This window comes from Fibrella rubiginis (assembly GCF_017353185.1).
GTDB classification, from domain to species: Bacteria; Bacteroidota; Bacteroidia; order Cytophagales; family Spirosomataceae; genus Fibrella; species Fibrella rubiginis.
In genome coordinates, this window is record NZ_JAFMYV010000010.1 from 251,291 (window position 1) to 278,079 (window position 26,789).

General features: G+C 50.4%; 31 protein-coding genes and 1 pseudogene. 16 read left to right on the forward strand and 16 right to left on the reverse strand.

The window, feature by feature from the left end:
* The first annotated feature begins 17 nt into the window (after positions 1-17).
* A complete protein-coding gene (locus J2I47_RS19365) occupies positions 18-428 on the forward strand; it encodes a hypothetical protein (protein ID WP_207366246.1) in 411 nt (136 codons plus the stop codon).
* 67 nt (positions 429-495) lie between these two features.
* The gene (locus tag J2I47_RS19370; RefSeq protein WP_207366247.1) at positions 496-1,260 is read left to right on the forward strand and encodes an SDR family NAD(P)-dependent oxidoreductase; all 765 of its coding nucleotides are present in this window, start codon (positions 496-498) and stop codon (positions 1,258-1,260) included.
* Here J2I47_RS19370 and J2I47_RS19375 read toward each other — a convergent pair.
* The 7 genes from J2I47_RS19375 to J2I47_RS19405 all read right to left on the reverse strand — a co-directional run bounded on the left by J2I47_RS19375 (position 1,249) and on the right by J2I47_RS19405 (position 7,984).
* Positions 1,249-1,782 (reverse strand): O-acetyl-ADP-ribose deacetylase, encoded by a 534-nt coding sequence (locus tag J2I47_RS19375; protein ID WP_207366248.1) that lies wholly within the window; start codon positions 1,780-1,782, stop codon positions 1,249-1,251. The two genes, J2I47_RS19370 and J2I47_RS19375, sit on opposite strands and share 12 nt — an antisense overlap.
* On the reverse strand, positions 1,779-3,515 hold the full coding sequence (locus tag J2I47_RS19380; RefSeq protein WP_207366249.1) for a hypothetical protein: 1,737 nt from the start codon (positions 3,513-3,515) through the stop codon (positions 1,779-1,781). The genes J2I47_RS19375 and J2I47_RS19380 overlap by 4 nt, the downstream gene beginning before the upstream one ends.
* Before the next feature lie 59 nt (positions 3,516-3,574).
* Positions 3,575-5,212, reverse strand: coding sequence for a S8 family serine peptidase (locus J2I47_RS19385; protein ID WP_207366250.1), 1,638 nt, complete (start codon positions 5,210-5,212; stop codon positions 3,575-3,577).
* Positions 5,199-5,888: a hypothetical protein gene (locus J2I47_RS19390; RefSeq protein WP_207366251.1), complete on the reverse strand. Its 690-nt coding sequence runs from the start codon at positions 5,886-5,888 to the stop codon at positions 5,199-5,201. The genes J2I47_RS19385 and J2I47_RS19390 overlap by 14 nt, the downstream gene beginning before the upstream one ends.
* Positions 5,889-6,041: 153 nt before the next feature.
* Entirely contained in the window at positions 6,042-6,698 is a 657-nt protein-coding gene (locus J2I47_RS19395; protein ID WP_207366252.1) for a response regulator transcription factor, read from the reverse strand.
* Positions 6,699-6,710: 12 nt separating this feature from the next.
* Positions 6,711-7,520, reverse strand: a complete 810-nt coding sequence (locus tag J2I47_RS19400) for a sensor histidine kinase (protein ID WP_207366253.1) — start codon at positions 7,518-7,520, stop codon at positions 6,711-6,713.
* A 137-nt stretch (positions 7,521-7,657) separates the two neighbouring features.
* Positions 7,658-7,984 carry a HesB/IscA family protein gene (locus J2I47_RS19405; protein ID WP_207366254.1) on the reverse strand — a complete coding sequence of 109 codons (327 nt, stop codon included), beginning with the start codon at positions 7,982-7,984 and terminating at the stop codon, positions 7,658-7,660.
* Between the two features lie 161 nt (positions 7,985-8,145).
* On the opposite strand from J2I47_RS19405, the gene mce reads away from it, so the two are divergent.
* Complete coding sequence (gene mce, locus J2I47_RS19410; protein ID WP_207366255.1) at positions 8,146-8,577, forward strand: methylmalonyl-CoA epimerase; 432 nt, start codon at positions 8,146-8,148, stop codon at positions 8,575-8,577.
* A gap of 356 nt (positions 8,578-8,933) precedes the next feature.
* On the opposite strand, the gene J2I47_RS19415 is transcribed toward mce, so the two are convergent.
* On the reverse strand, positions 8,934-9,596 hold the full coding sequence (locus tag J2I47_RS19415; RefSeq protein WP_207366312.1) for an ABC transporter ATP-binding protein: 663 nt from the start codon (positions 9,594-9,596) through the stop codon (positions 8,934-8,936).
* 142 nt (positions 9,597-9,738) lie between these two features.
* Between J2I47_RS19415 and sucC (J2I47_RS19420) the strand changes: the two genes are divergently transcribed.
* A complete protein-coding gene (gene sucC / locus J2I47_RS19420) occupies positions 9,739-10,956 on the forward strand; it encodes an ADP-forming succinate--CoA ligase subunit beta (RefSeq protein ID WP_207366256.1) in 1,218 nt (405 codons plus the stop codon).
* A 121-nt stretch (positions 10,957-11,077) separates the two neighbouring features.
* Here the strand turns inward: sucC (J2I47_RS19420) and J2I47_RS19425 are convergent, their stop codons facing one another.
* The 4 genes from J2I47_RS19425 to J2I47_RS19440 are packed head-to-tail and all read right to left on the reverse strand — an operon-like array spanning position 11,078 to position 12,967.
* Positions 11,078-11,362, reverse strand: a complete 285-nt coding sequence (locus J2I47_RS19425) for a hypothetical protein (protein WP_207366257.1) — start codon at positions 11,360-11,362, stop codon at positions 11,078-11,080.
* Between the two features lie 57 nt (positions 11,363-11,419).
* The gene (locus J2I47_RS19430; RefSeq protein ID WP_207366258.1) at positions 11,420-12,394 is read right to left on the reverse strand and encodes a hypothetical protein; all 975 of its coding nucleotides are present in this window, start codon (positions 12,392-12,394) and stop codon (positions 11,420-11,422) included.
* Positions 12,395-12,446: 52 nt separating this feature from the next.
* Positions 12,447-12,740 (reverse strand): type II toxin-antitoxin system RelE/ParE family toxin, encoded by a 294-nt coding sequence (locus J2I47_RS19435; RefSeq protein ID WP_207366259.1) that lies wholly within the window; start codon positions 12,738-12,740, stop codon positions 12,447-12,449.
* On the reverse strand, positions 12,740-12,967 hold the full coding sequence (locus J2I47_RS19440) for a hypothetical protein (protein ID WP_207366260.1): 228 nt from the start codon (positions 12,965-12,967) through the stop codon (positions 12,740-12,742). The genes J2I47_RS19435 and J2I47_RS19440 overlap by 1 nt, the downstream gene beginning before the upstream one ends.
* A gap of 43 nt (positions 12,968-13,010) precedes the next feature.
* Here J2I47_RS19440 and sucC (J2I47_RS26640) point away from each other — a divergent pair.
* Positions 13,011-13,151: pseudogene (sucC, locus tag J2I47_RS26640) on the forward strand (succinate--CoA ligase subunit beta); the annotation flags it as partial.
* A gap of 97 nt (positions 13,152-13,248) precedes the next feature.
* Here sucC (J2I47_RS26640) and J2I47_RS19445 read toward each other — a convergent pair.
* Positions 13,249-14,076: a M48 family metallopeptidase gene (locus J2I47_RS19445; protein ID WP_207366261.1), complete on the reverse strand. Its 828-nt coding sequence runs from the start codon at positions 14,074-14,076 to the stop codon at positions 13,249-13,251.
* 299 nt (positions 14,077-14,375) lie between these two features.
* Here J2I47_RS19445 and J2I47_RS19450 point away from each other — a divergent pair, with 299 nt between their 5' ends.
* The 11 genes from J2I47_RS19450 (at position 14,376) to J2I47_RS19500 (ending at position 24,463) form a co-directional block, all read left to right on the forward strand.
* The gene (locus J2I47_RS19450) at positions 14,376-14,987 is read left to right on the forward strand and encodes a fumarylacetoacetate hydrolase family protein (RefSeq protein WP_207366262.1); all 612 of its coding nucleotides are present in this window, start codon (positions 14,376-14,378) and stop codon (positions 14,985-14,987) included.
* An 83-nt stretch (positions 14,988-15,070) separates the two neighbouring features.
* Positions 15,071-16,609 carry a hypothetical protein gene (locus tag J2I47_RS19455; protein WP_207366263.1) on the forward strand — a complete coding sequence of 513 codons (1,539 nt, stop codon included), beginning with the start codon at positions 15,071-15,073 and terminating at the stop codon, positions 16,607-16,609.
* A gap of 120 nt (positions 16,610-16,729) precedes the next feature.
* On the forward strand, positions 16,730-18,703 hold the full coding sequence (locus tag J2I47_RS19460; protein ID WP_310587694.1) for a M23 family metallopeptidase: 1,974 nt from the start codon (positions 16,730-16,732) through the stop codon (positions 18,701-18,703).
* A gap of 41 nt (positions 18,704-18,744) precedes the next feature.
* Complete coding sequence (bcp, locus tag J2I47_RS19465) at positions 18,745-19,194, forward strand: thioredoxin-dependent thiol peroxidase (protein ID WP_207366265.1); 450 nt, start codon at positions 18,745-18,747, stop codon at positions 19,192-19,194.
* 102 nt (positions 19,195-19,296) lie between these two features.
* On the forward strand, positions 19,297-20,154 hold the full coding sequence (locus tag J2I47_RS19470) for a transketolase (RefSeq protein WP_207366266.1): 858 nt from the start codon (positions 19,297-19,299) through the stop codon (positions 20,152-20,154).
* Positions 20,155-20,273: 119 nt separating this feature from the next.
* Positions 20,274-21,290 carry an AAA family ATPase gene (locus J2I47_RS19475; protein ID WP_207366267.1) on the forward strand — a complete coding sequence of 339 codons (1,017 nt, stop codon included), beginning with the start codon at positions 20,274-20,276 and terminating at the stop codon, positions 21,288-21,290.
* Positions 21,287-21,874 (forward strand): DUF4276 family protein, encoded by a 588-nt coding sequence (locus J2I47_RS19480; RefSeq protein ID WP_310587695.1) that lies wholly within the window; start codon positions 21,287-21,289, stop codon positions 21,872-21,874. The genes J2I47_RS19475 and J2I47_RS19480 overlap by 4 nt, the downstream gene beginning before the upstream one ends.
* Positions 21,875-21,876: 2 nt before the next feature.
* Positions 21,877-22,830, forward strand: coding sequence for a transketolase family protein (locus tag J2I47_RS19485; protein WP_207366268.1), 954 nt, complete (start codon positions 21,877-21,879; stop codon positions 22,828-22,830).
* Between the two features lie 83 nt (positions 22,831-22,913).
* Positions 22,914-23,474, forward strand: a complete 561-nt coding sequence (locus tag J2I47_RS19490) for an RNA polymerase sigma factor (protein WP_207366269.1) — start codon at positions 22,914-22,916, stop codon at positions 23,472-23,474.
* 30 nt (positions 23,475-23,504) lie between these two features.
* Positions 23,505-24,002 (forward strand): hypothetical protein, encoded by a 498-nt coding sequence (locus tag J2I47_RS19495; protein WP_207366270.1) that lies wholly within the window; start codon positions 23,505-23,507, stop codon positions 24,000-24,002.
* 23 nt (positions 24,003-24,025) lie between these two features.
* Positions 24,026-24,463, forward strand: coding sequence for a hypothetical protein (locus J2I47_RS19500; protein ID WP_207366271.1), 438 nt, complete (start codon positions 24,026-24,028; stop codon positions 24,461-24,463).
* Positions 24,464-24,571: 108 nt separating this feature from the next.
* On the opposite strand, the gene J2I47_RS19505 is transcribed toward J2I47_RS19500, so the two are convergent.
* The 3 genes from J2I47_RS19505 to J2I47_RS27040 are packed head-to-tail and all read right to left on the reverse strand — an operon-like array spanning position 24,572 to position 26,704.
* Positions 24,572-25,693, reverse strand: a complete 1,122-nt coding sequence (locus tag J2I47_RS19505) for a vWA domain-containing protein (protein ID WP_207366272.1) — start codon at positions 25,691-25,693, stop codon at positions 24,572-24,574.
* A 54-nt stretch (positions 25,694-25,747) separates the two neighbouring features.
* Positions 25,748-26,431, reverse strand: coding sequence for a DnaJ domain-containing protein (locus J2I47_RS19510; RefSeq protein ID WP_207366273.1), 684 nt, complete (start codon positions 26,429-26,431; stop codon positions 25,748-25,750).
* A 15-nt stretch (positions 26,432-26,446) separates the two neighbouring features.
* A complete protein-coding gene (locus J2I47_RS27040) occupies positions 26,447-26,704 on the reverse strand; it encodes a type II toxin-antitoxin system VapC family toxin (RefSeq protein ID WP_374759920.1) in 258 nt (85 codons plus the stop codon).
* Between the last annotated feature and the right edge of the window lie 85 nt (positions 26,705-26,789).

Below are 26,789 nucleotides of genomic sequence, written 5' to 3' on the forward strand. Positions count from 1 at the left end.
TGAATGGACAAAACGCTATGAAACAGATACTGAACTTACTGGCGGGCATTACCCTGTTTGCCGTTAGTTTGGCGGCAAATGCCCAAAGTGCCGTAGGAGACGAAACGGTTAAGCTTCGAAACGATCCAACCTATTCTACGCGCAACTACAAGCAGGCAAACAAAGCGGCTACGGCCCGTAGTTGGGAAGGCAGCAGCGGCCTGGAGGTACGCCCGCCCTACGCCCCCGCTAACCGGCTGAGTAGCTATAAAAATCAGTCACCGGGCCAGATACCGTCGGGTGGAATCACTGTAGAACACACGCCAAACGAAAAGCTGGCCAACCGAAACTACAAAGCTCAGCAAGGGGCGCCGGTATCTGAAGCGACGACCACTACCGCCCGGAAGCGCACAAAGAGTAACGCGCCCGACAACACAACCGCCGAATAAACAAGTCAGAACGCTGCCCAACGGGTGGCGTTTTTGTTTACAGCGTAATTGACCAAAAACAATCGCTATGAATCGCTTACAGGGAAAACGCGCCGTGATCACGGGCGGCTCAGGGGGTATTGGTATGGCTACTGCCCGCCTGTTTCTGGATGAAGGAGCTAGTGTTATGCTAGTGGATCTCGACGAAGCCAAACTGAAACAAGCTGCCGACCAGTTGGGCGGAAACATCGCCTATTGTAAAGCTGACGTTACGCAGGCCACCGAGGTTGACGCCTACGTGAAGGCAGCACAGGAAAAACTGGGTGGCATCGACGTGTTCTTCAACAATGCGGGTATTGAAGGCAAGGTGATGCCCCTAACTGAATACCCCGAAGAGCTATTCCGTAAAGTTCTCGACGTCAACGTGATGGGCGTTTGGTTTGGACTGAAATACGTGATGCCGGTAATGGAGAAAAACGGCGGCGGCAGCATTGTCATCACCTCGTCGGTGGCGGGGTTGAGTGGTACACCCAATGTGTCGGCCTACGTGACCAGCAAGCACGGCGTGGTGGGGCTGATGAAAGTTGCCGCGCTGGAAGGAGCCGCCCACAACATCCGGGTGAACACGATACATCCCTCGCCGGTAGACAATCGGATGATGCGGTCACTGGAAGAGGGGTTTGCACCGGGCCAGTCAGCTGCCGCTCAGAAGCAGTTTGCCGCCGCCATTCCGCTGAAACGATACGCTAAAGAGGCCGACGTGGCCAACATAGCCCTGTTTCTGGCATCAGACGATGCCTCGTTTATTACCGGCGGTCAGTATACCGTCGACGGGGGCATGTCAGCGCAGTAGCGACAAGGCCCGTTCATAGAGCGCAAAATTTTCGGAATCGAAGCAGGCAAAGACAATTCGTTTCAGCGCAGAATCTCCACCCACAAAGCCTGTTACGGCGGCTACGGCAGTCTGGCAGGCTTTGTCTTTTGGGTAGCCATAAATACCCGTACTAATGTTTGGGAAAGCAATGCTCGTCAGGCTCGCCTCCGTTACCAGGGTAAGTGACCGCTGGTAGCAGCTAGCCAGCAAGGCAGGTTCGTTCTGCTGACCCCCATGCCAGACTGGACCCACCGCATGGATCACATGCCGGGCGGGTAGCCGGTAGCCTTTGGTCATCTTGGCGTCGCCGGTTTTGCAGCCCTGCAGTAGTCTGCATTCTTGCAGTAGTTCGGGACCTGCCGCCCGGTGGATAGCGCCGTCAACGCCCCCGCCGCCCAGTAAACTGCTGTTGGCGGCATTCACGATGGCATCTACGTCGAGTTTGGTAATATCGCCCTGAACTAGCTCCAGCGTAACATTTTGGTAGGGAAAAGACGTCATGGCAAGGCCGGTTGAAGGGGCTTTTTGTAGACGTAATACGTTTTTGAATGTGATGGTTCGTCGAACGTTTTCAACCGGTCGTAGGGTAGTGGCAACTCGGTAACCAGGTAATCATACTGACCTGTTTTAAAATCAGCAAGGGCCTGTTTTTTGTCGATGAAGTAGTTGGTGAACCCGCTCACGTCGGCCATTAGGAAGAAATCGGGGAAGCGGTTAGGCGGGGTTTGCTGCGCCTGCACCTGCCGTTGTAGCATGGTTAGCCGGTCGTCTTCCAGCAGGGTCGTTTGCATGGAAACAGGTACGTTCAGACTAGTCTGACTGCCAAACTGCCGGGCAAATTTTTGCTGGGTGAGCGTTGGGTCCTGTAAGGCCTGAAGTTCGCGCAGGGCCGTTTTCCGGCTGCGGGCCAGGGTATTGTCGAAAGTAGCGTCGATCAGCACGCGGGCATTGGCGGGCAGGGCGTTGGCATAGGAGGTGGCGTGCATGAGGTTGGAAGGCTGTAACAGCTCTTTTTCCAGTAACACACTCTCGGCCAGATTGCTAAGTGCAATCAGGCCAGTAGCGCCATACAGCACCCATGCCCGGCTGCCCAGCCAGCGGTAGAGGCCGTAGGCACCGTAGGCCAGCAGCAGCACGCTCAGCGTACGCAGGGGCAGGGTGTGCGTGATGTAAATGACCGATGAATGAAAAATGGAAATAGTTAGCAACAGCAGGTTACCCGTTAGCAATGCCGCAATGATGCGGTTGGGGTAGAACCTCCAGAACGCCGCCCCGCCCAGCAACGTCAGCAGGGGTAGCCAGGCGGTGGGAGCGGGGAGCACCATCGTATGCACATAGTCCCAGTTGAAAAAAGACGCCTGCGCACCGCCGTTTACTTTCATGAGTAACCCGCCGAAAAATGATTTCAGCAGTACCAGCGTGTCGGTTACCAAAAACGGCATGGTCAGCAGTAAACAGGCCAGTAGCCCAACCACAATGCGCGTAGCCTGACGCCAGTTCAGGCCTGTTCGTACCAGCATCGAACCCAGAATAAACGGCATGGTAAACACAAACAGCAGCCGCTGACTAAGCAACAGGGCCGTCAGGATCAGCAGGATCGTTCGCCAGCCTCGCTGTGTCTGGCTACCAAATAGCAGTTGCACAGCCAGACAGGTAAACAAGGCGTAGGCCAACCCCTCGGGCCGGATGGCGGGTGGCCAGACCAGACAGTCGTATTGCAGGCAAAGGATAATGGCCAGTGGTAAGCGCAATACGGGTGGAAGACGCAGTGAATCAGCGCGATAGATCGTACGGATGGTGTTGACCAGCAGCCACGCCACCAGCACCAGCTGCACCAGACGCCCCGCCCGGATCAGGGGTATCCGGTCGAGCAGGTAGGCGTTGGCCGTTTGGTCGATGATGCCAAAAACGCCCACCGCCGACAGTCCGCCGTGGCCCGCCGCACTGATGATGTTGAGCGCTGATTGCCCAAGCCCAAGCAGGTAAAAGACCACCACCATTGGAATGCCGGGCCAGTCGAGACAGCGGGGGGTAGCCCCGTAGAGCATAAACACACCCGAATCGGCGATAAACTGTTCATCGGTCGTGAAATAGCCACCATCGGGGGGGTGAATAACCGTAACGAACAGGTGGAAACCGAAGACCAGCGCGATGCACAGATAGGCCCAAATAACGGGTGGGAAACGCGATTCGATGGGTGAATGGCTATGTACGAGGGGAGGAGATTGCTGCATGAAAACGGCGAAACACGGTGAGTGAATAGGCCACCAAAACCGCCCGCAAACTTACGGCACTATTGTTTCAATACGCGAATGGTTCGTTGCTGGTTGCCCGCCGATAGGGTCAGCAAATACAGTCCCGCCTGCAGGTTGAGGGGGTGCGATGACAGCGAGAGGCTTTGCCCGGGGCCAAATCGCTGTTGTGTCAGCACGCGTCCGCTTAAATCAGTCAGGCGGATGTCTACGGGTGTATTGTTGGAGACTTCCTGCCACTGAATCTGTAGCCGGTCCGCACTGGTAAACGGGTTTGGATAGACCGAAAAGGCCAGTTGCCCGGTCATAATCTGGGCCGCTTTAGTGAACGATGGTATTCCATAGCCAAACTGATTATCGGGCCGGTCGGCCTGCGAACCCGACTGCCGCAGGAGGTCGCGCACCTGACTGGCCGTAAGGCGTGGAAACGCCTGCCAGAAGCCTGTGGCCAGCCCCGCCACCAGCGGCGACGAAAAGGAAGTACCATTGCCGCGGGTAATGGCGCCATTGGGTACGCCCAATACCGTGCTTACCCCAAGGGCAACCAGGTCGGGTTTGATGCGGCCGTCGGCGGTAGGGCCAATAGAACTAAACCGGGCCAGCGCCCCAGCCTGATCAATAGCACCGATGCTTAGAATGGCTGGCGAATCGGCGGGAGCAGCTATATAATTCCAGATGCTGCCGCCTTCGTTTCCTGCCGAATTGACCACCACCATGCCCGTTTCTGCTGCCCAGGTTGCCGCCCGGCTGACCAGGGTTTTGGTTCCTGTCAGATCGGCGACGGTGTGGTTGTCGGCGGGATTGTCGAACGTGGTGTAGCCCAGGGATGAGTTAATGACGTCGGCACCGGTGCTGTCGGCATATTCGGCTCCCAGCAGCCAGTAAGCCTCTTCAACGGGGTTTTCGCTGGCCGCCACTTCCGTGCGCAGCAGCACATATGAGGCCTTGTAAGCCGGGCCGTAAAGTTGATTGGGTACGTCGGCAGCCATGATCGACAGCACGTTTAGCCCGTGGCTGTCGTCATCGTACACATCGGCTTCGCGGTCGGCAAAATCATAGGTGCTGATGATCCGTTTGTCGGTAAACAGCGATTGCAGAAAAGGTACTTTGTCGGCTTTCAGGAAACCTGCATCCAGAATCGCCACCAGCATGCCTTCGCCCCGAAACCCCTGTGCGTGCATCTGGTCGACGCCCAGCGCCGTAAGCTGCGCCGCTGCCGGTCCGTAGGCCGGTATCGCATCGGTCTGGCCAAACTTGCTTGTGGTCTGCTGCGTCCCGGCTTCTGCACCAATGCGGACGTTGTTAAGCACCCGGTTGGTCTCCAGGCCAGCAACATAGGGCAGCGCCAGTAACGGAGCCAGCCTAGTAGTGGCCACCTCGACAAGGGCCGCGTTGAGCCACCGCGAGGTGTAGACCACGTTGGCGCCGGCCTGTTGCAGCCCCCGTACGTAGGCGGGATTCACCGGTAAGTCGCGTTCTGTGATGGCAATACCCTGCCGCTGCCGCCGACTGATAGCCCGCGCCGACAGGAACCGTTCTGGCTGATCGGTACGAAAGGGTGTGCCCGTTTTATCGCGAAAGCGCAGTAAATACAAACCCGGCCGTTGCGCCCATGCTGATTCTGCGGACCAGACGCCTATTAGTAAAAGGCAGATAATGAGCCAGTTATTCTTTGCCATAGCTTGCTAGTCGCACATACCGCCGCACACCGAAATCAATTTGCCCCTTGCCTACGCACGTGCCCGACGAGCAGAACTGAAGTTGAACCACTTCGCGGTAGATCATACCTATCTGTTTGGCATAGACTTCCAGCCGTTTATCCTGCGCTACCAGATTCGAATCGCTGTGCTGCACCACTGTGGCTGTTTCAGCAAACGTTTGCGTGCCTACCGTGTAGGGTTTGCGTACCTGACGCAGCGTGTAGATGTCTTTCTGAAACTGGTTATAAGCATTGCCATTCCACTCGGCACGCTCTGTTAGGGGGAATATGAGCTTAACGAAATCGGCTCCGTTTTCGGTACGGATGGCCGCCTGTGTATTGCTTCGCGCCGTCCAGAGCGAGTCGGTCTGCCACGCTGCCTGTGCGTTGGCCCGCCGGTACCGCTGTAGCCGGTAGGCGGGTTGCCCTGTGACGTCGGTATATGGGCTACCGATTGTTTCCTTTAGCTGATAGGTAGTCGTGGCGGGCGGGGCCGTGAGAGAATAACGTTGTTCGGTGACGTCATAAATGATAAACCGGCCCGTTTCCAGCGGGGCATAATCCGTACCAGGGTCAGTGACCGTTACGTCAGCTTGTTGGCAGGAAAACAGGAGTGTCCACAAAAAGCAGGTCAGCAGCGAAAACAGGCGAAGCATAAAACGGTAGGTTTGCGCAAAGGTCTGAAGAAAGGGGGAGTTTAAGGTTTAAAGTCTAATGTCCAAAGTCTAAAGTTGCTTCGCGCACTAAATAGGTAATGCGCGAAGCAACTTTAGACTTTGGACATTAGACTTTAAACCTTAAACTCCCCTTTACACCAGGTCATTCTTAAACGCGTAGGCCACCATGCCCGCCGTGTTTTTTGTGCCGGTTTTTTCCAGAATGCGCAGCCGGTGGCCTTCTACAGTGCGGGGGCTGAGGAATATTTTGTCGCTGATTTCGGCGGTTGAAAGTCCCTCGCAGATAAGTTTGAGCACCTCCTTTTCCCGTTCCGACAGCAGGATCTTGCTGTTATACAGGGCAGGTTGCTTCACCACGGTTGTTTTGTTGGTCATCTTCCGAAGCATGGCCCTTGACACAAACTCGTTTAGGTAAACGCCTTCGTCCATTACCTTCCGAATGGCCCGTTCCACTTCGTCGGGGTCCGAATCTTTGAGTAAGTATCCACTCACCCCCTTTTCCAGCAGGTGCAGCACCATCCGGTCTTCGTCGTGCATGGTCAGCACAATAATCTTGATCAGGGGGTAATGTTCGCGGAGATAGTCTGCCGTAGCGGTGCCGTCGAGCACGGGCATCTGGAGGTCCAGCAGCACCACGTCGGGCATTTTCCGCGGAATTTTGTCAATAAATTCCTGGCCGTTACTGGCCTCGAGCACCAGGTCAAAGTCGGCCACCTGCCCCAGAATGGAGGCAATGCCCCGCCGAAACAGGTTGTGGTCGTCTACTAAGGCTAATTTTATCTTTATCATGGCAGGATCGATTTAGGCGGGTATGTGCAGTTCTTCGTTCACTACTTCGGTCAACTGGGTCTGCACATGGATCCGCGATCCACGACCGGGTGCAACATCAAACGTTACATGACCATCTACCACTGTCAGGCGGCTTTCAATATTTCGTAGCCCCAGCCCACTCCGCCGATCTTTCACCGCTTCGTCATAATCGAATCCCTGCCCATTGTCTTCTACCGACATGCGGATGGCATCCTGAAAGTAGACAAACTGCACGTTTACCTGTGAGGCCGCCGCATGTTTGATGGCATTGTTGAGTAGTTCCTGGGCAATGCGGTAAAACAGCAACTGTGTGGACGCGGGCAGCCGGTCTACCATGTCGGGGCATTCAAGCGTAACCACTACGTCGCCGGTGGTAGCTTTTTCGGTTAGTTCTTCCATCGCCGCCAGCAGGCCAAACCGTTCGAGCGTGGTAGGTACCAGATCCCGACTGATGCGCCGCACGTTGCTCATGGTTTCGTCGAGCAGCGCGCGGGTTTTTTGCACCAGCAGCAGGGCACCGGTATGAACATCGGGAATTTTTCGATCCAGTTGGTTGACGTTCAATTTGGTGACAGACAGCATTGTGCCGATCTCATCGTGCAGGTCACGGGCCAAACGGCGGCGCTCCTGCTCCTGACCCTGAAACGTTGCCGCCATCAGTTCTTTACGGTAAGCTTCGCGTAGGGCGTTAAGTGCCAGCAGATGCTGCGCCTGCCGGTGTTGGTAAAAGGCCACGAAGAGAATGATGAACAGGGTCATCATCAATAACATCACCGACCCAACGGCAATGTATAACTTCATGTACAGATCCAAATGTAGGTGGTGTCTAGTAATCTGCTAAAAATAAAAAACCGCCCAAAAGATCACAACTTTGGGGCGGTCACAGAGCGTATTCGGTCAAAATAGCGTGTAAACGGTCGGTTTTGTCACCGTCAAATCTACACGGCGAAGCTTTCACCACAGCCGCATGTACGGCTGGCGTTGGGATTTTTGAACTGAAAACCCTTGCCGTTCAGACCGTCAGAAAAGTCTAGTTCGGTGCCGGCCAAGTACAGCAGGCTTTTCTTGTCGACGTAAATACGAATGCCTTTGTCCTCGACAATGTGGTCGGTTGGTTGCTGAGCCGTATCGAACTGAAGGTCATACATCAACCCCGAACAGCCGCCACCTTGCACCGCCACCCGGATGGCAAATGCATCGTTGAGGCCATCTTTCTGGCGCAGCTCAATAATCTTGTCTTTCGCTTTTTCTGTTACCGTAACCATATCCTTATCAAAGAATGCCCAAAGGCACATGCTGCACGTTTGCTAACAAAACGGGTGTACTGCCGGGAAAAGTTCAGTTGTGAGTTTGAGTCCCAACGATCATGATTTGCGGTTACCAGGCTACTTTCGCCTAAACAGATAATTAAACGTAGAACACAACTATGTTCACTAACATTGAACACATCGGTATTGCCGTGCGCGACCTGGCCGCTTCTTCCGAGCTTTTTGCCACCCTGCTCAACCGGGAATCCTACAAGTCGGAAGAAGTAGCCTCAGAGGGGGTACTGACGGCGTTTTTTCTGGTCAATCAAACTAAAATTGAGTTGCTGGCAGCTACTCGCCCTGATAGTGCCATTGCCACTTTTATTGAGAAACGGGGTGAGGGTACCCATCATATCGCCTTCGAGGTCGATGATATTGTAGCCGAGATGGCACGACTGAAAGAGGCTGGCTTCACCTTGCTTAATGAAGTACCTAAACGGGGTGCCGACAATAAGCTGGTTTGCTTTGTTCACCCCAAAACAGCCAATGGCGTTCTGGTAGAACTATGCCAGGAGATGAAACGAGTTCAAGGTTCAACGTCTAAAGTCTAAAGCTGCTCCGCGTTCGGACTCACCCATGCGGAGCAGCTTTAGACTTTAGACGTTGAACCTTGAACCTATTTGTATAGACACAAAAAAGCCAAGCGAGACACCCCCTTGGCTTTCTGATTTACTCAACGTTATGAAAAACTTTTCTTTTCGATACAAGTATAAAGCATTTTGCCATATAAAATGTTCTACACTGTGAAAAAAAATTCACAGTGTAGAGTAACTTGCTCATAATCAGATACAACATGCCTCAAAAAAATACTCATCAACCGATTCAGTACCTAGTTAGTATTCGGTTGACTTATGTAGTTATTCTCTGAGTACTACTTACCGACAAGGAGCAAAGTGACTCGTTGAGCCTACTCCGCCATTTTGATTTGTCCGTCAAGTAATGTAATCGTGCGGTCGGCCAGTGCCGCGAGGGCTTCGTTATGGGTGACTATAATAAACGTCTGGCCAAACTCGTCGCGCAGGTCGAAGAAGAGCTGATGGAGTTCTTCGGCATTACGCGAGTCGAGGTTGCCGCTGGGTTCGTCGGCGAAAACCACGGCGGGCTGATTAACCAGCGCCCGCGCCACGGCCACCCGTTGCTGCTCTCCTCCCGATAGCTGAGAAGGAAAATGAGCTGCCCGGTCAGCGAGGCCAAGCCGGTTTAGTAACTCGGCGGCACGCTGTCGTACATCGCGCTCAGGCCGGTTGGCAATGAAGCCGGGCATGCACACGTTTTCGAGGGCCGTAAATTCAGGCAGCAGATTATGAAACTGGAAGACAAAACCTATTTTCTCATTCCGAAAGCGGGCCAACCCTTTATCGTCGAGCGAGAAAACGTCCTGACCAGCCAGCGAGACAGCCCCGCCGTCGGGCCGGTCGAGCGTACCAAGAATGTGGAGCAGGGTGCTCTTGCCGGCCCCGGATGCGCCCACGATAGAAACCACTTCGCCTGCCTGGATGGCTAAACTGATGTCTTTTAAAACAGGTAAAGGCCCGTAGGCCCGGCGGAGATTGGTAGCGGTGAGGAGCATGAACGAGTGGCAGGAGGCAGTAGCAGTTGGCAGAGGTAGCTTGTAAGGCAGGTGCATGGGGTAGTTTTTTGTGCCTACTGCTCACTGCTACTGCCAACTGGTGTTAACTTGCGGCGGTAAAATTAACGCTGTTGCTGTCTGTATGAACATCCACGAATATCAGGGTAAAGAAATATTGAAACGCTACGGCGTTCGCATTCAGGAAGGCATCGTGGCCGAATCGCCCGAAAAGGCGGTGGAGGCGGCTAAGCTGATCATGGCCCAAACCAACTCGAAGTTTGTGGTGGTGAAATCGCAAATCCACGCCGGTGGCCGTGGCAAAGGCCAGATCAAAGGAGGTACCCAACGCGGTGTAGCCCTTGCCAAATCGGTCGATGACGTGCGTGACATTGCCAAAAACCTGATCGGCAACGTGCTGGTAACGATTCAGACCGGCCCTGAAGGTAAAAAAGTGAATAAGGTGCTGGTAGCGCAGGACGTGTATTACCCCGGCGAAAGTGAGGTGAAAGAGATGTACATCGGTATTCTGCTCGACCGTGCCAAGGCCTGCAATGTAATCATGGCCAGCACCGAAGGGGGCATGGACATTGAAGAGGTAGCGGAGCACACGCCTGAAAAAATCGTGAAAGAGTGGATCGACCCTGCCGTGGGATTGCAGCCGTTCCAGGCCCGCAAGATCGCTTTCGGCCTGGGCATGACCGGCGAGGCATTCAAGGAGATGGTCAAATTCGTGACCAATCTCTATAAAGCCTATGTGGAAACCGACGCCTCGATGTTTGAGATTAACCCGGTCTTGAAAACGTCGGATAACAAAATCATGGCCGTCGACGCGAAGGTGAACATTGATGACAATGCCCTTTACCGCCACGCCGATCTGGCCAACTACCGCGACGTTACGGAAGAAGATCCCCTCGAAGTGGAAGCATCGGCGAATGACCTCAACTATGTGAAACTCGACGGTAACGTGGGTTGCATGGTGAATGGGGCTGGTCTGGCCATGGCCACGATGGATATCATCAAACTGTCGGGTGGTGAACCGGCCAACTTCCTCGATGTTGGGGGTGGAGCCAATGCCAAAACCGTAGAAGCAGGTTTCCGCATCATCCTGAAAGACCCGAACGTGAAAGCCATTCTGATCAACATTTTCGGGGGTATTGTGCGCTGCGACCGTGTAGCCACGGGTGTGGTAGAGGCCTATAAGGCCATCGGCAACATCCCGGTACCGATCATCGTACGTCTGCAGGGTACCAACGCCGCCGAAGGTGCCCGCATCATTGACGAATCAGGGCTGAAGGTGCAGTCGGCGGTGGCGCTATCAGAAGCTGCTGAAAAAGTGCGGGCGGTGGTGGCGGCTTTGTAACGTACTTGCGTCACAAATTTAAAAATGCTCCGCCAGATCGCTGGTGGAGCATTTTTTTGTACATAATAGAAGTCAAACTATTGACTATGTTTTGTGTAGAGATACAAAAACTTAACGAATTTTATTCGCCAATTAATATAGATCCACGATTTCCATTAGCCAGTTCAAACGACAATGAATAAACGTTGTACATATTCTTGAAATTTTTAACGTAAATAAATTTATTTTCAAATTTTATAAACATATCGCCAGATTTAGAGATTTCCAAATCAGAATTCTCAACCCCTGTAATCTCCCCGACGGATTTTTTATCAAATTTATAAGAATTGGTGAGTAACTGCTCAAGTATGTGATGGTTACGCTTTTGCAATTCCACATCGTATTCGTAATGAGTGATAGATATCATGAGGGATATTTCTTCCAAATCAACATCTGTACCGGATGCAGATGCCTGAGTCTCAGCCTAAGTATAATAATGAGGATATTTTTTGTAGTACTCATCAGTAGTATATGGGAATGATAAAACTTCTATCAGACCGGATTTGTGATTACAAATAGTCCTACAAATACATTTAAAGCATTTTTCAGGATTGATTGAATTAACATCAAAAGGGATAGCTGTTTCAGATCTTAAACTGTCGAATGAATCAAGTATTGATATGAATTTATCTTTTATAGATGCTGATACATCCACTTCATAAATTCTAAAACTGCGCCTACTAGGAACGTAGGATGCAGCCCCTTTGTGCCAATAAATTACGTAAGCTTTGGAAATGCTAAGTTCAGCGAAGAGATGTATGTACGCCCAAACCTGAACTTGGTGATTATGCCAAATTGCTTCTGGTAATTTATCGTTAAAAGTATTTTTTTCAACCACTAGTATTTGTTCTCCCGAACTACCTTTAAAAATTAAGTGCGGCTTGCCAGATATGTTATATGGTACATTATAAAAAGGTTTATTTTCATCATAACCATTATAAGTTAGTAAGCTATCAAGCAAATACTTAATATTTCTGTTATTGCTTAAGTATTCATCTTGATCATTACTATTCATCTTTCTAAGATAAGAAAAAAGTTGAAGAAGATAACTTTCTGATTCTAACTCTTCCTCATCTTCCTCGAAATCATCATCTTGTTTTTTACTGAATTCAATTTTAAAAGACTCTTTTACAGAATAACTTGCAGGACAAAAAGCAAATTGCGTTAAATCTTGAACAGTTGAAAGGGCATAGAATTTTACCCAATACTCTGGGTATTTTCTCTTTTTATTCTCGTCTAAAAGACCCTCAATCAATTTAGATGCATATACTACATTAGCATCTTCAAGGTGAATTCTATTAATGAAGTATTCTTTAAAAGGTGAATCTTTGTATCCTAATTGATCAATTAGAGATTTAATAAATTTTTCCTGTTTTTCACTCATTGGCGGTGTTCTCATCGGTATTTGGGTTAGGAGGGGTATTTCTGTTAGTAGAGAGGAATAAGGCTTACTATTTATTGCTGCGACTACTTTGAAACGTGATGATCTCTATCTGTTTCCGCTCGTCATTTACTCGGTAATACAAAATGACCTGCCGGTTCACAATGCACTCACGACAGCCGGATAAGTAGTCCGACGCCCGGTACATGTACGGCATGGTAGACAGCAGTTGAATTTTGTCTGATACCACCGACAAGAAATCAGTTTTGGTCTGCTGCGACCAATGCTTAGCCAAATAGTCGACTATGCCATCTAGTTTAGTTATTGCCCGCTCAGAGAAAACGACTTCATAAGCCTCTTCCATTATTGGTAACGAGCAAAAACAGCCTTGGCTGGTTGGATGCGCCCGGCATCTAAATCCGCTAATCCAGCCTGAATATCAGCTTGTTGCGCAGGCGAAAGGTCATGCCAGAAATCGCGTTCTACGCTTGCCTGATTGTCTAGCAGAGTATAAACAGCCGTTAACAAATGCTCATCTGCCACAACATCTACTAAGCGATGTAAACCCGATTTTAAGTCTGTAACACTCATATCTTTTTTTACACAAGTTACGGAGCGTACTCAATGTTCGCAACTGCCGATCATCGTACGCCTCTAGGGAACCAACGCCGCCGAAGGTGCTCGCATCATTGACGAATCAGGAATAAAGGTGCAGTCGGCGGTGGCGCTATCAGAAGCTGCTGAAAAGGTACGGCAGGTGGTAGCCGCTTTATAAAACGATAAGTGCTAAACGGTGAGCGGTGAGTTTGCTGACGCGCTTTTACATGCGTCAGCAAACTCACCGCTCACCGTTTAGCACTTATCGTTTACTGTTATCCCCTTGCTGCCTTGGCGTACTTCATGGCTTCGGGCAACTCTGATTTAAGGTCAGCAATGCGGCGTTGATCCGATGGGTGATCAGACAGGAACTCGGCGGGCGCTTTGCCAGCACTTGCCTGGGCCATACGGCTCCAAAACGTGATGGCTTCGTTAGGGTCATATCCGGCCATCGACATGAAAATTAATCCCAGGTGATCCGCCTCCGACTCCTGGCGACGGCTGTGGGGGAGACCCACGCCAAACTGGTAGGCAAGCGGCCCTACCACACCTACAGCTTGCTGGAAAATAGCCTGCGTTTGGCGGGTTTTATTCGACAAAGCAATCCCAGTGGCTATCTGCCCGGCTTGCAATAAGCCATTGGCTACCAGGCTTTCGCTCATACGTTCGTTGCCGTGCTGAGCAATCGCATGCGATATCTCGTGGGCTAAAACGGTAGCCAAACCTGCTTCATTCTGCGTGTAGGGCAGAATGCCCGAATACACCACAATCTTACCACCAGGCATACACCAGGCGTTTACCTGTTTATCCTGCACAAGGTGATATTCCCAGTTGAAACCCTGCAGGCGGGCGGCATAGCCGTTCTGATTCATGTACGTTTCTACGGCCTGACGCAGGCGGTTACCCACCCGATTGACCATGGCCGCATCGGCATCATTATTAATGACACGACTGGTATCCAGAAACTGCTTGTACTGAGTTGAACTTAGCGCAAGCATCTGGTCATTGGGTACCAGCAAAATCTGGTTGCGGCCCGTGAGGGGAACTTTAGAACAGGCAAAAGCAATGGCGCAGATGGATACGCCCAGAATGAGTTTTCTCATGGTTATTATAGTTCTGAAAGATGACTACTGGTTGTCTGGAACGGCAGTGATTAATTTTCTGTGCTGGTCAATAGGTCATGTCAATACGTAAAAGCAATAAGTATTGTCATGCATTCGTCAATCAGCATCACCACGGCTTAGTACTCATGAGGCGGAGCTTTTGTTTGTGGCATTTACCGTGCTCAACTGGTTGGCCCGCGCTTATAGCTTAGATTTGTAGCGCCCTATCAGGTTTAATGGCTGTTCCAAAGTAGCCGCCTGACCAGGAGTATTACGCGTTTCTACTATCTGCTGAGTCCATGAAAATCATTGCCGTTGGCCGCAACTATGTTGACCATATTCAGGAGCTTAACAATGAACAACCCGATGACCCGGTCATTTTTCTGAAGCCGGAAACGGCCATTTTGTACCGAAATGCCCCTTTTTTCTACCCTGATTTCTCCACCGACGTACACCATGAAGTAGAGGTGCTGGTGAAGATCAACCGGGTGGGGAAAAACATTGAGCCGCGGTTTGCCCATAAATATTACGACCAGATTGGCCTGGGCATAGACTTCACAGCCCGCGACTTGCAGAGTAAGCTGAAGGCAAAAGGGCTACCCTGGGAACTAGCCAAAGCATTTAACGGCTCAGCCCCGGTATCGGAGTTTGTAGCCAAGAGCGAGTTCACCGATTTGCAGCATTTGAACTTCGCCCTGACCGTCAATGGCGAGACGCGGCAGCAGGGTAACACCAGCCTGATGTTATTCAAAATAGACTACCTCATCGCGTTTATATCGCGCTTCTTTTTACTCCAAAAAGGCGACATCATTTTCACGGGTACACCCAAGGGCGTTGGTCCCGTTCAGATCGGCGACCAGCTGGTAGCCACGCTGGAAGGCCGTGAGATGCTCAATTTTGGGGTTAGGTAAGCATGCTATCCTGAAATGACCATCGTCATACGTTGAAGCTGCTGTATAACGGTTATTGATGCCAGCATCCGTTACTTCTTATTATGAACCAGATGTCTGTGCCTGCATTTAGCCTATCAACGACCTACAACGGTCCACCCAGAAGCCTGCAAATGTGGGTGCTGATCGGTCTTTACAGCTTATTCACAGGAATTTTTATTAGTAGGCATGAACCTTGGCGTGATGAACTTCATACCTGGCTCATCGTTTTACAAAGCCATTCGGTTGGCGAATTACACCTCAACAAAGTGTATGAGGGTCACCCAGATCTTTGGTATCTGCTGCTTTTTGCCATCAAGCAGTTCACCAGCAATTTTGTGTATGTGCAGCTAGCTCATTGGTTATTGAGCATAGGTGCCATGATCATCCTGGTGCGGTTCGCCCCCTTCCCATTATACATAAAAGCACTCTTGCTGTTTGGTTACTTTTTTGGCTTTGAATATGCTATTATCAGCCGTAACTACGCTATTGGGGTTCTTTTGCTTTTCTTGTGTTGTAGCCTGGTACCCTATCGAAGCACCCCCTGGGGTTATATAGGCCTAAGCCTTACGCTTGCCCTCTTATGTCAGGCGTCGGCATTAGCCGCCTTGTTGGGCTGTGCACTGTTTGGGATCGTATTGCTTGATTTGTTGCTACACGACGCTGCCAGCTTAGCAGCCCGATGGCCTCGCTATGTGCTTGGTTCTCTGATTGTACTGGGCGGTTTGGCTCTATGCTACTTATCGATCCACCCACCCACCGATGGAACGGTCGGTTTAACAGGCGCTAAACCAACCATAAACGATTTTCTCAAAAGTACCTCGGCTTTGTGGAATGCGTTTGTACCGGTGCCAACACTAACGCCTTTTTTCTGGAATGCCAACCTGCTCGACTTTATTGCTGATTCTTATAAACAGTCTCTGTTGAAATCGGTGTTGTCTGTTGGTATTGTTGTGTTTCTGATCTTGCCGCTATTGCGAAGCCGGCTCGCGCTGATTGGCTGGAGTGGTGCCAGTATGCTAATGCTAACCCTGTTTTTCACGCAGTACTTAGGTGTATTGCGGCATCATGGGCACTTTTTCTTAGGCTTTGTCTGCTTTCTCTGGATACAACCTTCGCTGGGTGATTACAATGTAAATCGCCCAGGACGATTGGTTCGGATAGCCGTCCTGGCCTGGCCGGTGGTGCTTACTGTGCAACTGTCAACTTTTCTGTATGCAGCTTACCAGGATATTCGCCGTCCGTTCACAATGACTCGTCAAGTGGCTGATTTTTTGCTGTCGCCGGCTTATCGAAACTGGTTTCGGGCAGGTGCTCCCGATTCATCGGTTGAGGGGGTTGCCAGCTACCTGCCAGCCAATCGGATGTACTATCCCTGTTCGGCCCGGCAGGGTGGTTTTGTAAAATGGAATAACAACTACTCGTCTTTATCACTGCCCCAAATGGTCGATTCGATACGAAAACATCAGGTTGGCCCTGCGGTACTGTTATTGGCCTACAAGCCGCATGGACACGAAGTTGATTCACTTGGCCTGGTTCCCATGCGAGTGTTCACAGGTAGCATTGTGTTTGACGAACAGTTCTGGCTTTATCAAGTGAAGTAAAGCAGTATCCCTATCTTCGACTAGTGTTTTATGATGTTTCTCACGCCGTTGCCAAGCGGCTGTCAGTATATTGCCTGAATGATTAAAGTGATCCGTTTTCTCGTTTTTGTCAGTTCTTTTTTGTGTTTATTACTCCCTAGTTGGGGCCAGACCAGGCGACCGTTCAGCTCTGTTATACAGCCCGGTTATCTACTATTTCCCATTAATCCAGGTCAGGCGGGGTCGCTGTCAGGGGGAATGGGCGATTTGCGGGGTAATCACTTCCATGCGGGTCTCGACATCCGCACGGGTGGGGTGGAGGGCTTACCCGTTCACGCCGCCGCCGATGGGTACGTGTCGCGGATTGCGGTGTTTACGGGAGGCTATGGCAACGTGCTTTTTCTGAAACACCCCAACGGCCTTACCACCGTTTATGGCCACTTAAAAGTGCTTAACGATACCCTGGGGCGCTATCTACGAAAGGCACAGTACGCCAAACAAACGTTTGAGATTGACCTGCCACTTACCCCAAATCAGTTTCCGGTGGCTAAAGGCGATATCATTGCGCTGTCGGGTAACACGGGTGGTTCGGGTGGGCCGCACCTGCATTTCGAAGTGCGAGACAGTCAGGATAACCTGCTGAATCCATTGCTCTACGCATTTCCGGAACTCTCGGACGATGTACCGCCCTATTTCGAGCGCATCGCCATCCGAACGCTCTCGCCCACGTCGCGGCTCAACGGTGAGTTTCAACGGCAAACTTTCGCGCCCACGCGCCGACCCGACGGTTCGTATACCATCAGTCAACCCATTTCGGCGTCGGGATTGCTGGGGCTGGAACTGCTGGCCTATGACAAAGCCAACGGATCGCCGTACCGAAATGGCCTTAACTGTGTAGAGATCAGACTCGACGGGGCCGAAGTGTTTGCCTATAGCATGAACTCGTTTCCGCATGAACAGACGCGGTTCATCAACGTCCACATGAACTACGAGGCCGAACAGCTTTCAGGCCAGCGTTACCACCGCGGCTACGTGGCCGATGGCAATCTGCTTACGCTGTATCATACCAACGCCTACCGGGGAAAACTGCTCCTTACGGATGGTAAGCCCCATGAGGTTACGATCACGCTGTTTGATAGCTACGAACATGCCGCTGTGCTGCGTTTCACACTCCTGCCCGAAACAACACCAACGGTACCCACTGCCGTGCCAACAGAACCAGATAACGCCGCCACCATAACAGCGCCCGACGTGGCTGGTGTGCCATCGGCTACAGTTACGCCCGACGATAACGTACTGAAACTGGCTATTCGTGGCTTGCCCAGCACACCACCCAACGCGATCCTGTTCACCGGCAAAAAGACCACCGAACTACCCGTAGCCTATGTGCGCGGCGGCCGGGCCGTGTATCTCCTTGACCTCAATAAAACCCTGCCCGATTCGGTGCAGGTAGGCCGGGGACGGGTGCCGCTTAACTTCAGACAACGGGTATTGCCTGGCCGCACCGAAACCGTTGATGCCGGGGCCGTCAGTCTGCGGTTCAACCCGGCTTCGCTGTTTGATACGCTCTATCTGGCAACGCGTGTATCGCCAACAAACGGTCTGGAAATCAACCAGAATACCATTCCACTCAACGATTATGTTGACGTTCGATTTACCCCGCCTTACCCGGCTGGCATCGACACCATGCGTACGAAGATGTATGCGCTTAACAATGGCCGCGAAACGTTTCTGGGTGGCCGCTGGACCAAAAATCGGATCGAATTTCGCACGCGGGTGCTGGGTAAATTTGGTCTGCTTACCGACGTAACGCCCCCAGCCATCAGGGTGCTAAGCGCCACGCCAAACGGTATTTCAGCCCGCATCTCCGACGAGCGGTCGGGTATCGATAAGTTTCGGGCGTTTGTAAACGGCGAATGGGTGCTGATGCAGTACGACTACAAACGCGCCCTGATCTGGTCGGACAAGCTGGACCCGACAGCCTTGTTTGAGCCTGGTCAGGAAGTGAAAATTCAAGTGCGTGACCAGGCGGGTAACGTAGCCGAGGTGATCACAACCATTGCTGCCCCGCCTGCCCCCCGTCCGGCACGTAGTTCGGCAAGGAAGAGGCGGTAGTTTCGAGGCTCAAAACGTATGTTTGCAGTAAATTCCTGACTATGACGCTCTCCGTTGGCGACCCCGCCCCCGATTTCGCTACCACCGATCAGCATGGACAGCCGTTGCGGCTGGCCGATTTTAGGGGTAAAAAAGTGGTCCTCTATTTTTATCCGAAAGACGATACCCCCGGCTGTACGGCGCAGGCCTGTAGCCTCCGTGACAACTACACTGACTTAAAAAAGGCGGGTTACGAGGTGTTAGGCGTGAGCGTTGACGACGAAAAATCGCATCAGAAGTTCATCAAAAAATATGATCTGCCCTTTGCCCTGGCTGCTGATACGGATAAATCGGTGGTAGAAGCCTATGGCGTGTGGCAGGAAAAATCGATGTACGGCCGGACCTACATGGGCACGGTACGCACCACGTTTCTGATTGATGAGAACGGCATCATCACCGACATTATTGAAAAAATAGACACCAAAAATCACGCACAACAGGTTTTAAAATGAATGTACAATGTATAATGAACAATGTACAATGGCTTCGCACTGGGGCTACTCTTGCGAAGCCATTGTACATTGTTCATTATACATTGTACATTCTTACACTTTATGGAAATACAACAACTTGAACAAATCGCCTCGCAGGTGCGGCGCGACATATTGCGGATGGTTTCGGCGGTCAATTCGGGTCACCCCGGCGGTTCACTGGGCTGCACCGACTTGTTTGTGGCCCTCTATTTTGAGGTGATGCGCAAGAAACTGGATGCCGATGGCAAACCCGTTTTCAGCATGGACGGAAAAGACGAAGACCTCTTCTTTTTGTCGAACGGCCACATCTCGCCTGTTTTCTATTCGGTACTGGCCCGGTCGGGCTATTTCCCGGTAGCTGAACTGGCTACGTTTCGTAAGTTGGACAGCCGGTTACAGGGCCATCCTACCACCGCCGAACACCTGCCGGGTGTGCGCATCGCGTCGGGGTCGCTGGGGCAGGGGCTATCGGTAGCCGCGGGTGCTGCCTTTGCCAAGCGTCTGAACAAGGACGACAAGCAAGTGTACGTACTCATGGGCGATGGTGAGCAGCAGGAAGGGCAGGTTTGGGAAGCGGCGCAATTCATTCCAAACAAAAAGCTCGGCAACGTTACGGCCATCATCGACTACAACCTCGCGCAGATTGATGGTACCACTACCGGCGTAAACGACAACCGCGATCTGGCCGCCAAATACCGCGCATTTGGCTGGGACGTAAAAGAGATGCAAGGCAACGACATGGCCGATATCATCAAAACCCTGAAAGACGCCAAATACGATCATGATGTGCCGACCTTGATCTTGATGCATACTCTGATGGGCTATGGCGTGGATTTTATGGCGGGTAACTACAAGTGGCACGGCACCGCCCTCAACCCCGAACAAATGGCCAACGCCCTCGGCCAACTGCCTGTCTATGCAGGCATGGAAGACTATTAGAGGAAAACGTCATTAGGCTTCGCCGTCATTTAATTGTCATTCGTAGTCATTTATTGTATTTCTCATGAATGACTACGAATGACAATTAAATGACGGCGAAGCCTAATAATCCTTTCACTATGAACATCAAACGCCTCGTCATCGAAAATTTCAAGTCCATTGAACGGATCGAGCTTATTGAGCCGAATCCGTTCACGGTCTTTGTCGGACCCAACGGTTCCGGCAAATCGAATATTTTTGAGGCGTTGGAGTTTGGGAATCGTTTGTCGAAATCTGGTTATGATTATACTGAAGCATTTAGATTATTTGGCGGTACTGATCTATTAGTAAGGCGAGGGGAAAAATCTAGTCCAAATTTTCGGATTGCTTTTGAGTATGACGAAGAACCTTGGCAATTGGAGCAAGCTTTTAATTTACTGCCGATTGAGGAATCCAAAGTAATAATAAATAAAGATGATCAGCCTAGACTTAGATATATTGGAGAAGCAACATATACCTATACTGTGCCAGATGATCAATTTTTACAAGGATTTAGTAGAATTGCTATTTACGAAAAAAAACCTCGTATTGACTTTCAAGATGGTTCTACTCTTAATACAGCAGCGACTAATCTTGAGCCAGTTTTGAAGAGAGTTCTTTCAAATAATCTTTTAAAAGAAGAGGTGTTTGAGTGGCTGAATTTATTTATTTCTGAATTTAAATCAGTTGATGTTGTTACTAATTCCTTTGACGGTAGTGATACGCTCTTGTGGTATGAGCGTTTTACGGAAAAACCTTTCACGAAAAGGTTGATCTCTGACGGTACAAAGAATATTCTCACCCTTTTGGCGGCTGTATACCAGTCTGACGAACCCCAATTTCTTTGTATTGAAGAGCCGGAGAACGGTTTACATCCGCAGGTAATGATGTCGTTGGTAGAATTCTTTCGCAAAATCTGCGAAGAAAAAGGGCATTATATTTGGTTGAATACTCATTCAGAAGCTATAGTCCGAAAGCTTACTACAGATGAGATTGTCTTGGTTAATAAAATAAACGGAGTTACTCAGGTTAAACAAATCAAAGGACGGAACATTTATGATATTCCAACTGATGAGGCTTGGTTAACTGGAGCTTTGGGAGGAGGCCTGCCGTGGTGAAAATTGGGATCATTGTTGAAGGTGATTGTGAGCGTATTGTGTTAAAATCAATTGCGTTTTATCGTTATTTAGAAATGCATCAAATTCAACTTGTTGATGATGTGATCAATATTGGTGGTAAAGGTAATTTGAAGCAAAGCAGCAAGCGGATGCCAAGTCAGGTGCAGGCGCTACGCGATCTGGGTGCTGAACATGTTGTTGTCTTGCGTGATTTAGACGAAGCAGAAAGCTTGGAGTCAGTAGATCGAATAAAAGCAGAAGTGTATCAAGCAGGGGATGTATCAACCTGTCTGGCTATTCAAGAACTGGAAGCTTGGTTTCTGGCTGACTCCGTTACTTTATCGTTACTATTTAATGCTTCATTCTATTGTGAACAGCCACAGGTTATTAATAAGCCTGCGAACTATTTAAGTGCATTACGAACAAACTATACAGGCAGAGGTATTTCTGACAAAAAAGGATTTGCCAGCGCAATGATTAACAACGGCTTCACCATTGAACGCGCTGCCGAGCATCCGAACTGCCCGTCGGCGCGGTATTTTTTGACTAAGTTGCAGACCATCGCTTCGGCGACATTTCTATAAGCATGAAAAAATTCGACTACACAGACAAGAAAGATACCCGGTCGGGGTTTGGCGCGGGGATGCACGAACTGGGCAAAACCAACCCGAATGTGGTGGCCCTCACCGCCGACTTGGCCGGATCGCTCAAACTCGATGCCTTCATCAAGGACTTTCCGGACCGGTTCATCCAGTGCGGTATTGCCGAGGCCAATATGATCGGCGTGTCGGCGGGGTTGACCATTGGTGGGCACATCCCGTTTGCCACCACGTTTGCCAACTTCGCCACGGGGCGGGTGTACGACCAGATCCGACAGTCGGTGGCCTATTCGGAGAAGAACGTGAAAATCTGCGCGTCGCACTCTGGCCTTACGCTGGGCGAAGACGGGGCCACGCACCAGATTCTGGAAGACCTGGGCATGATGAAGATGCTGCCCAACATGACGGTCATCTGCACCTGCGACTATAATCAAACAAAAGCCGCCACTCTTGCTATTGCTGAACACGTAGGCCCGGTGTACCTGCGTTTTGGCCGTCCAGTGCTGCCCGTATTCACCCCCGCCGACCAGAAATTCGAGATCGGAAAGGCCTGGCACATGAACGAAGGCGATGCCTGCTCGGTGTTTGTAACGGGCAACCTGGTATGGGAAGCTGTGCTGGCGGGCGAGCAACTGGCCGCCGAAGGCATCGAAATCGACCTGATTAACATTCACACGATCAAGCCGCTGGATTCGGAGGCGATTTTGAATTCGGTCAAGAAAACGGGCTGCGCTGTTTCTGTGGAAGAACACAATATTCTGGGTGGGCTTGGCGAGAGTATCGCTCACGTATTGGCGCAAAATTTGCCGCGTCCTCAGGAGTTCGTGGGCACGAAAGACACTTTCGGCGAGAGCGGCACCCCCGACCAGCTACTCGAAAAATACGGCCTCAAAGCCGCCAATATTGTTGAAGCCGTTAAGAAGGTGATGGCAAGGAAATAAGTGGTGAGTGGTAAGTGCTAAGTGGTGAGTTGGCTGACGCAAAGCACTTACCACTTAGCACTTACCACTCACCACTCTTACAAATGACTGACAAGGAATTACTCGAAAAATACCGCGATCCGTCGAGCCGGAATTATGCCTTCAATCTGCTGGTCAAAATGTATCAGCAGAAGATCTATTGGCATATCCGTAAGATGGTAATCGACCACGACGATGCCGACGACCTGGTGCAGGATACGTTTGTGAAGGTGTGGGCGAGCCTGGAACACTTTCGGGGTGACAGTCAGTTGTATACGTGGATATATCGCATTGCTACCAACGAATGCCTTAACTTCCTAAATAAGAAACGTCGCCGCTTTTTTCTGCCCATCGGCGATGTAGAAGGAGAGTTAATGGAGAAGCTGGAAAGCAACTCCGATTACGTAACCAGTGGAGATGACCCCAGCGGTGAGGAGGTGCAACTGGCGCTACAAAAGGCTCTGCTGAAACTGCCCGACAAACAACGATTGGTGTTTAACATGAAATATTTCGACGACATGAAGTACGAAGAGATTTCAGAGATCACCGGCACGTCGGTGGGGGCGTTGAAGGCATCGTACCACCTGGCGGTTAAAAAAATAGAGGATTTTTTAACCAACCGTTAAACTTCGACATGGCCTGAACATCCAATAGTTATGAATACGAAACCACCATTCCGGCTTGATGAACTAGACGCGGGGCACCCGTTGCGGCAGCATCCCTTTGAGGCAACAGGGCAGGGCGTACCTGAACATTATTTTGATTCGCTGGCCTCGCGGGTGCAGGCTCGTATTGCCGATCAGCGTCGTCATGAAGAGGTGCATGCCGGTCCGTTGTTAAGCTGGTCGTGGGGACGCACCATGGCAAGCCTGGCTGGAGCAGGCCTCGTAGCAGCATTGGTCTACGTGACATGGCCTCAGCGGCAGGATTCTATCGGGCGTGAAACGCTGAGTGGCGTAAGTGACGCGGCTATCGTGGCCTACCTCGACGAGCAGGGTCTTAATCCCGACGACCTGGCGACTACCCCTTCCGCCGACGCTTCGATGACCGACGATTCGACTACGATTAAGTACCTTGAGTTGAAACCCGACGCTATCCGGCAGTACCTTGACATGCAAAATGTTGATCATGAACAGCTTACTACCGATTCATGAGCTAATTTTTACAACCTACACTTATGAAGCATCTATTAGTTAGCCTATTGCTGCTGACCACTTTATCGACGGGGCGCGTGTTTGCTCAAAACGACAACCAGCGAATTGAGTCGGCAAAGATTGGGTATATCACCAACCGGCTGAACCTAACCACCGAACAGGCTCCCCAGTTTTGGGCTATTTATAACGACTACAACGGCAAGAAGAAGGAGCTGAATCGGAAAATTCGCCAGTTGATGGGCGAAAATTCGAAGCAGGGAGCTGTAAACCTAAATGATTCTGATGTACTTGGTAAGCTAAAGGACATCAATGGGTTAAAGCAGAAAATCGGTGAACTTGATGATGAGTATATGTCCCGTTTTCTGAAAGTGATAAGCCCCACGCAACTACAGGAACTCTACAAAGCCGAGCGTGACTTCAATCGCCGATTGCTGGAGAAGCTCAATACCAATCAGGATTGAGGAAGGGGTTCAACGTTTAAAGTCTAACGTTTAATGTTGCTTCGCGCACCACCCAACTGAGTGCGGAGCAACGTTAAACGTTAGACTTTAAACATTAAACCCCTTTTTTCACAACCACTTTCCCAACGCTCGCAAACTCGCCACGTTATGTACGGCGGCGAAGCCATCGAGTAGAGGCATAGCGGCCTGCATAGCGGCGGTTGTTGGCTGAAAGGTAGGACTACCGGCAAGGGGATTCAACCAGATCAACTTTTTGGCTTTAGCCTTGATGCGTATCAGGCTGTCGGTTAGGCGTTGCGGATCATCGGTATCCCAGCCGTCGCTCAGAATAAGCACGAGCGTATGGTTGTTTACCAGCGCTAGGTGCTCATCCACAAATTGTTCCAGTGAGGCTCCAATGCGGGTGCCACCACCCCAGCCCGGCGCGGTGTCGGCCACGTGCTGCAGGGCATCGGCAAAGGGGCGGCTTTTCAGTGCCGATGTAATGCGGTGCAGTTCGGTACTGAACACAAACGTGTCGATGCGCCGATACACTGACTGGAACGCGTACATAAACTGGATCAAAAACGTACTGTACAAATCCATCGACTGGCTCACATCGGCCAGAATGACTACGTTAAGGCGGTTTTTTTGCGGCTTCTGATAGGCTAAGTCAATCAACTCGCCCCCCCGTCTGAGGTTCTTGCGGAGGGTACGGGGCAGGTCGAACTGGTGAGACGACGTGGTTTTTCGGTGACGGCGGTTAGCGCGGCGGGCCAGCGTAAGCGATAGTTCGCGGATGTATTGCATCACCGCCTGTAGGTCGTCGGCGCTGATGGTGGCGAAGTCCCGCTGCGACAGGTTCTGTTGCGTGGAATAAGTGATGAGACTGGTTTCTTCGGTGGGTTTGTTGCCGTAGAGCCACGATTTCAACTGGTTAAAATCAGGACCCTGCTTAGGTTGATTCCGCTGCTTCTGCTTCGGATCATCCTTCCGTTTTGAATCAACGGCCTTTTCCAATTCTTTCCAGTACTGCGCAAACAACTCATCGAAGGCGTCCATATCCGATGCTCGTCGACACAGCACCGTCCGCAGCGCCAGCCGAAACCCTTCCCGATCACCCATGTCGATACTCGCCAACGCCAGTAACGCTGAAGCTTCTTCATCCGGCCCAACGCCCATCCCATTCGCCCGCAAAAACCGACAAAACGCCACGATATTATGGGAAAGAGATGTGCGGCGGGTGATCATAAATTAATTATTCAGGCTTAATTTTTGAATTTTTTAGTGTGGGTTTACATCTTTTCATTGAAGGGCATGAATTATTATTATGAATAACATAAGAGCACCAATAGCATAGAGAATCCATAACATCTTATCATTGGCTTCTTCAATGTATTGTGATTCTTTCGCTTTGTTAGGAATACTGTCCACTCTCGGCTCATTTTCTATTTTATTTTTAAAATACTGATATAATTTTTCGTAAGTTTCATTCTTTAAATTTACCACAGACCGTATATATCTATTAATTGCTGAGTTTTCAGCAGTTAACTCTACAGTGAGCAAAGGGTTTTGAAAATCTTTAATCTTGTATGTTTTCTGGCCAATCGGTGGAACAGGTCCGAACGGCTTCAGGCTAACTTTATCGGCGTTGATAGTCTTCCAGCTAAACGTTATTTCCTCGTCATATTCAAATGAAGCTTTACTTGCTCTAAAAAACTCTATTTCTGGTGTGAAATTGCTCCCCTGCCCAGCATAAACCTGTTTTATGTTGGTATACCTGCTTCGTTCGCTATCGTATTTAGCCCGTTTTGATGGATTGATCAAGGTTTCATAAGCCGCCTGTATTTCTTTAAATCGCTCACTGAAGAACTCATCACCCTCATTCTTATCAGGATGAAATTTCATTGACAACTTTTTGTGTGCTTTCTTAATTTCTTCGACAGAAGAATCTGAGTGCACACCCAGAATATAATAAAAATCTTTCATTTGACTTATTAATAATTACGATCTCTCGAGGAGATCTAGTAATTGAATATGCTCAAAATGTTTTCTATTTAGCGTATCTAGTGTTAGCTTATTCGCAACTGCTATTGCTGCAATAAACAGATCAGCCGTGTCGATTGATTTACGCAGCTTCTTTAAGTCGTTTCTTATTTGCACAGCCACACGAGCAGCGTTGCTATCAAATGATAAAATATCAAACTCTGAAAACAAATTTGTCCAGTATCGTTGTTGATCTGGTGTGGCTCCGCTGAAAATCTCAAATTAGGTCACTGTTGAAACTGCCAATCTATCGTACTGTGCTGCTAGCCTGACTAATCTTGAATTGGCCTTGTCCGTTTTT

Bases quoted from the DNA above. Each gene is read 5' to 3' on its own strand.
- J2I47_RS19400 (WP_207366253.1), bottom strand. From the start codon at position 7,520: ATGAAGTTATACATTGCCGTTGGGTCGGTGATGTTATTGATGATGACC.
- J2I47_RS19380 (WP_207366249.1), bottom strand. From the start codon at position 3,515: ATGCAGCAATCTCCTCCCCTCGTACATAGCCATTCACCCATCGAATCG.
- mce (WP_207366255.1), top strand. From the start codon at position 8,146: ATGTTCACTAACATTGAACACATCGGTATTGCCGTGCGCGACCTGGCC.
- J2I47_RS19490 (WP_207366269.1), top strand. From the start codon at position 22,914: ATGACTGACAAGGAATTACTCGAAAAATACCGCGATCCGTCGAGCCGG.
- J2I47_RS19455 (WP_207366263.1), top strand. From the start codon at position 15,071: ATGAACCAGATGTCTGTGCCTGCATTTAGCCTATCAACGACCTACAAC.
- J2I47_RS19450 (WP_207366262.1), top strand. From the start codon at position 14,376: ATGAAAATCATTGCCGTTGGCCGCAACTATGTTGACCATATTCAGGAG.
- J2I47_RS19445 (WP_207366261.1), bottom strand. From the start codon at position 14,076: ATGAGAAAACTCATTCTGGGCGTATCCATCTGCGCCATTGCTTTTGCC.
- J2I47_RS19435 (WP_207366259.1), bottom strand. From the start codon at position 12,740: ATGGAAGAGGCTTATGAAGTCGTTTTCTCTGAGCGGGCAATAACTAAA.
- J2I47_RS19510 (WP_207366273.1), bottom strand. From the start codon at position 26,431: ATGAAAGATTTTTATTATATTCTGGGTGTGCACTCAGATTCTTCTGTC.
- J2I47_RS19415 (WP_207366312.1), bottom strand. From the start codon at position 9,596: ATGCTCCTCACCGCTACCAATCTCCGCCGGGCCTACGGGCCTTTACCT.
- bcp (WP_207366265.1), top strand. From the start codon at position 18,745: ATGACGCTCTCCGTTGGCGACCCCGCCCCCGATTTCGCTACCACCGAT.
- J2I47_RS19505 (WP_207366272.1), bottom strand. From the start codon at position 25,693: ATGATCACCCGCCGCACATCTCTTTCCCATAATATCGTGGCGTTTTGT.
- J2I47_RS19370 (WP_207366247.1), top strand. From the start codon at position 496: ATGAATCGCTTACAGGGAAAACGCGCCGTGATCACGGGCGGCTCAGGG.
- J2I47_RS19395 (WP_207366252.1), bottom strand. From the start codon at position 6,698: ATGATAAAGATAAAATTAGCCTTAGTAGACGACCACAACCTGTTTCGG.
- J2I47_RS19470 (WP_207366266.1), top strand. From the start codon at position 19,297: ATGGAAATACAACAACTTGAACAAATCGCCTCGCAGGTGCGGCGCGAC.
- J2I47_RS19485 (WP_207366268.1), top strand. From the start codon at position 21,877: ATGAAAAAATTCGACTACACAGACAAGAAAGATACCCGGTCGGGGTTT.
- J2I47_RS19405 (WP_207366254.1), bottom strand. From the start codon at position 7,984: ATGGTTACGGTAACAGAAAAAGCGAAAGACAAGATTATTGAGCTGCGC.
- J2I47_RS19365 (WP_207366246.1), top strand. From the start codon at position 18: ATGAAACAGATACTGAACTTACTGGCGGGCATTACCCTGTTTGCCGTT.
- J2I47_RS19385 (WP_207366250.1), bottom strand. From the start codon at position 5,212: ATGGCAAAGAATAACTGGCTCATTATCTGCCTTTTACTAATAGGCGTC.
- J2I47_RS19375 (WP_207366248.1), bottom strand. From the start codon at position 1,782: ATGACGTCTTTTCCCTACCAAAATGTTACGCTGGAGCTAGTTCAGGGC.
- sucC (WP_207366256.1), top strand. From the start codon at position 9,739: ATGAACATCCACGAATATCAGGGTAAAGAAATATTGAAACGCTACGGC.
- J2I47_RS19425 (WP_207366257.1), bottom strand. From the start codon at position 11,362: ATGATATCTATCACTCATTACGAATACGATGTGGAATTGCAAAAGCGT.
- J2I47_RS19430 (WP_207366258.1), bottom strand. From the start codon at position 12,394: ATGAGAACACCGCCAATGAGTGAAAAACAGGAAAAATTTATTAAATCT.
- J2I47_RS19500 (WP_207366271.1), top strand. From the start codon at position 24,026: ATGAAGCATCTATTAGTTAGCCTATTGCTGCTGACCACTTTATCGACG.
- J2I47_RS19495 (WP_207366270.1), top strand. From the start codon at position 23,505: ATGAATACGAAACCACCATTCCGGCTTGATGAACTAGACGCGGGGCAC.
- J2I47_RS19475 (WP_207366267.1), top strand. From the start codon at position 20,274: ATGAACATCAAACGCCTCGTCATCGAAAATTTCAAGTCCATTGAACGG.
- J2I47_RS19390 (WP_207366251.1), bottom strand. From the start codon at position 5,888: ATGCTTCGCCTGTTTTCGCTGCTGACCTGCTTTTTGTGGACACTCCTG.
- J2I47_RS19440 (WP_207366260.1), bottom strand. From the start codon at position 12,967: ATGAGTGTTACAGACTTAAAATCGGGTTTACATCGCTTAGTAGATGTT.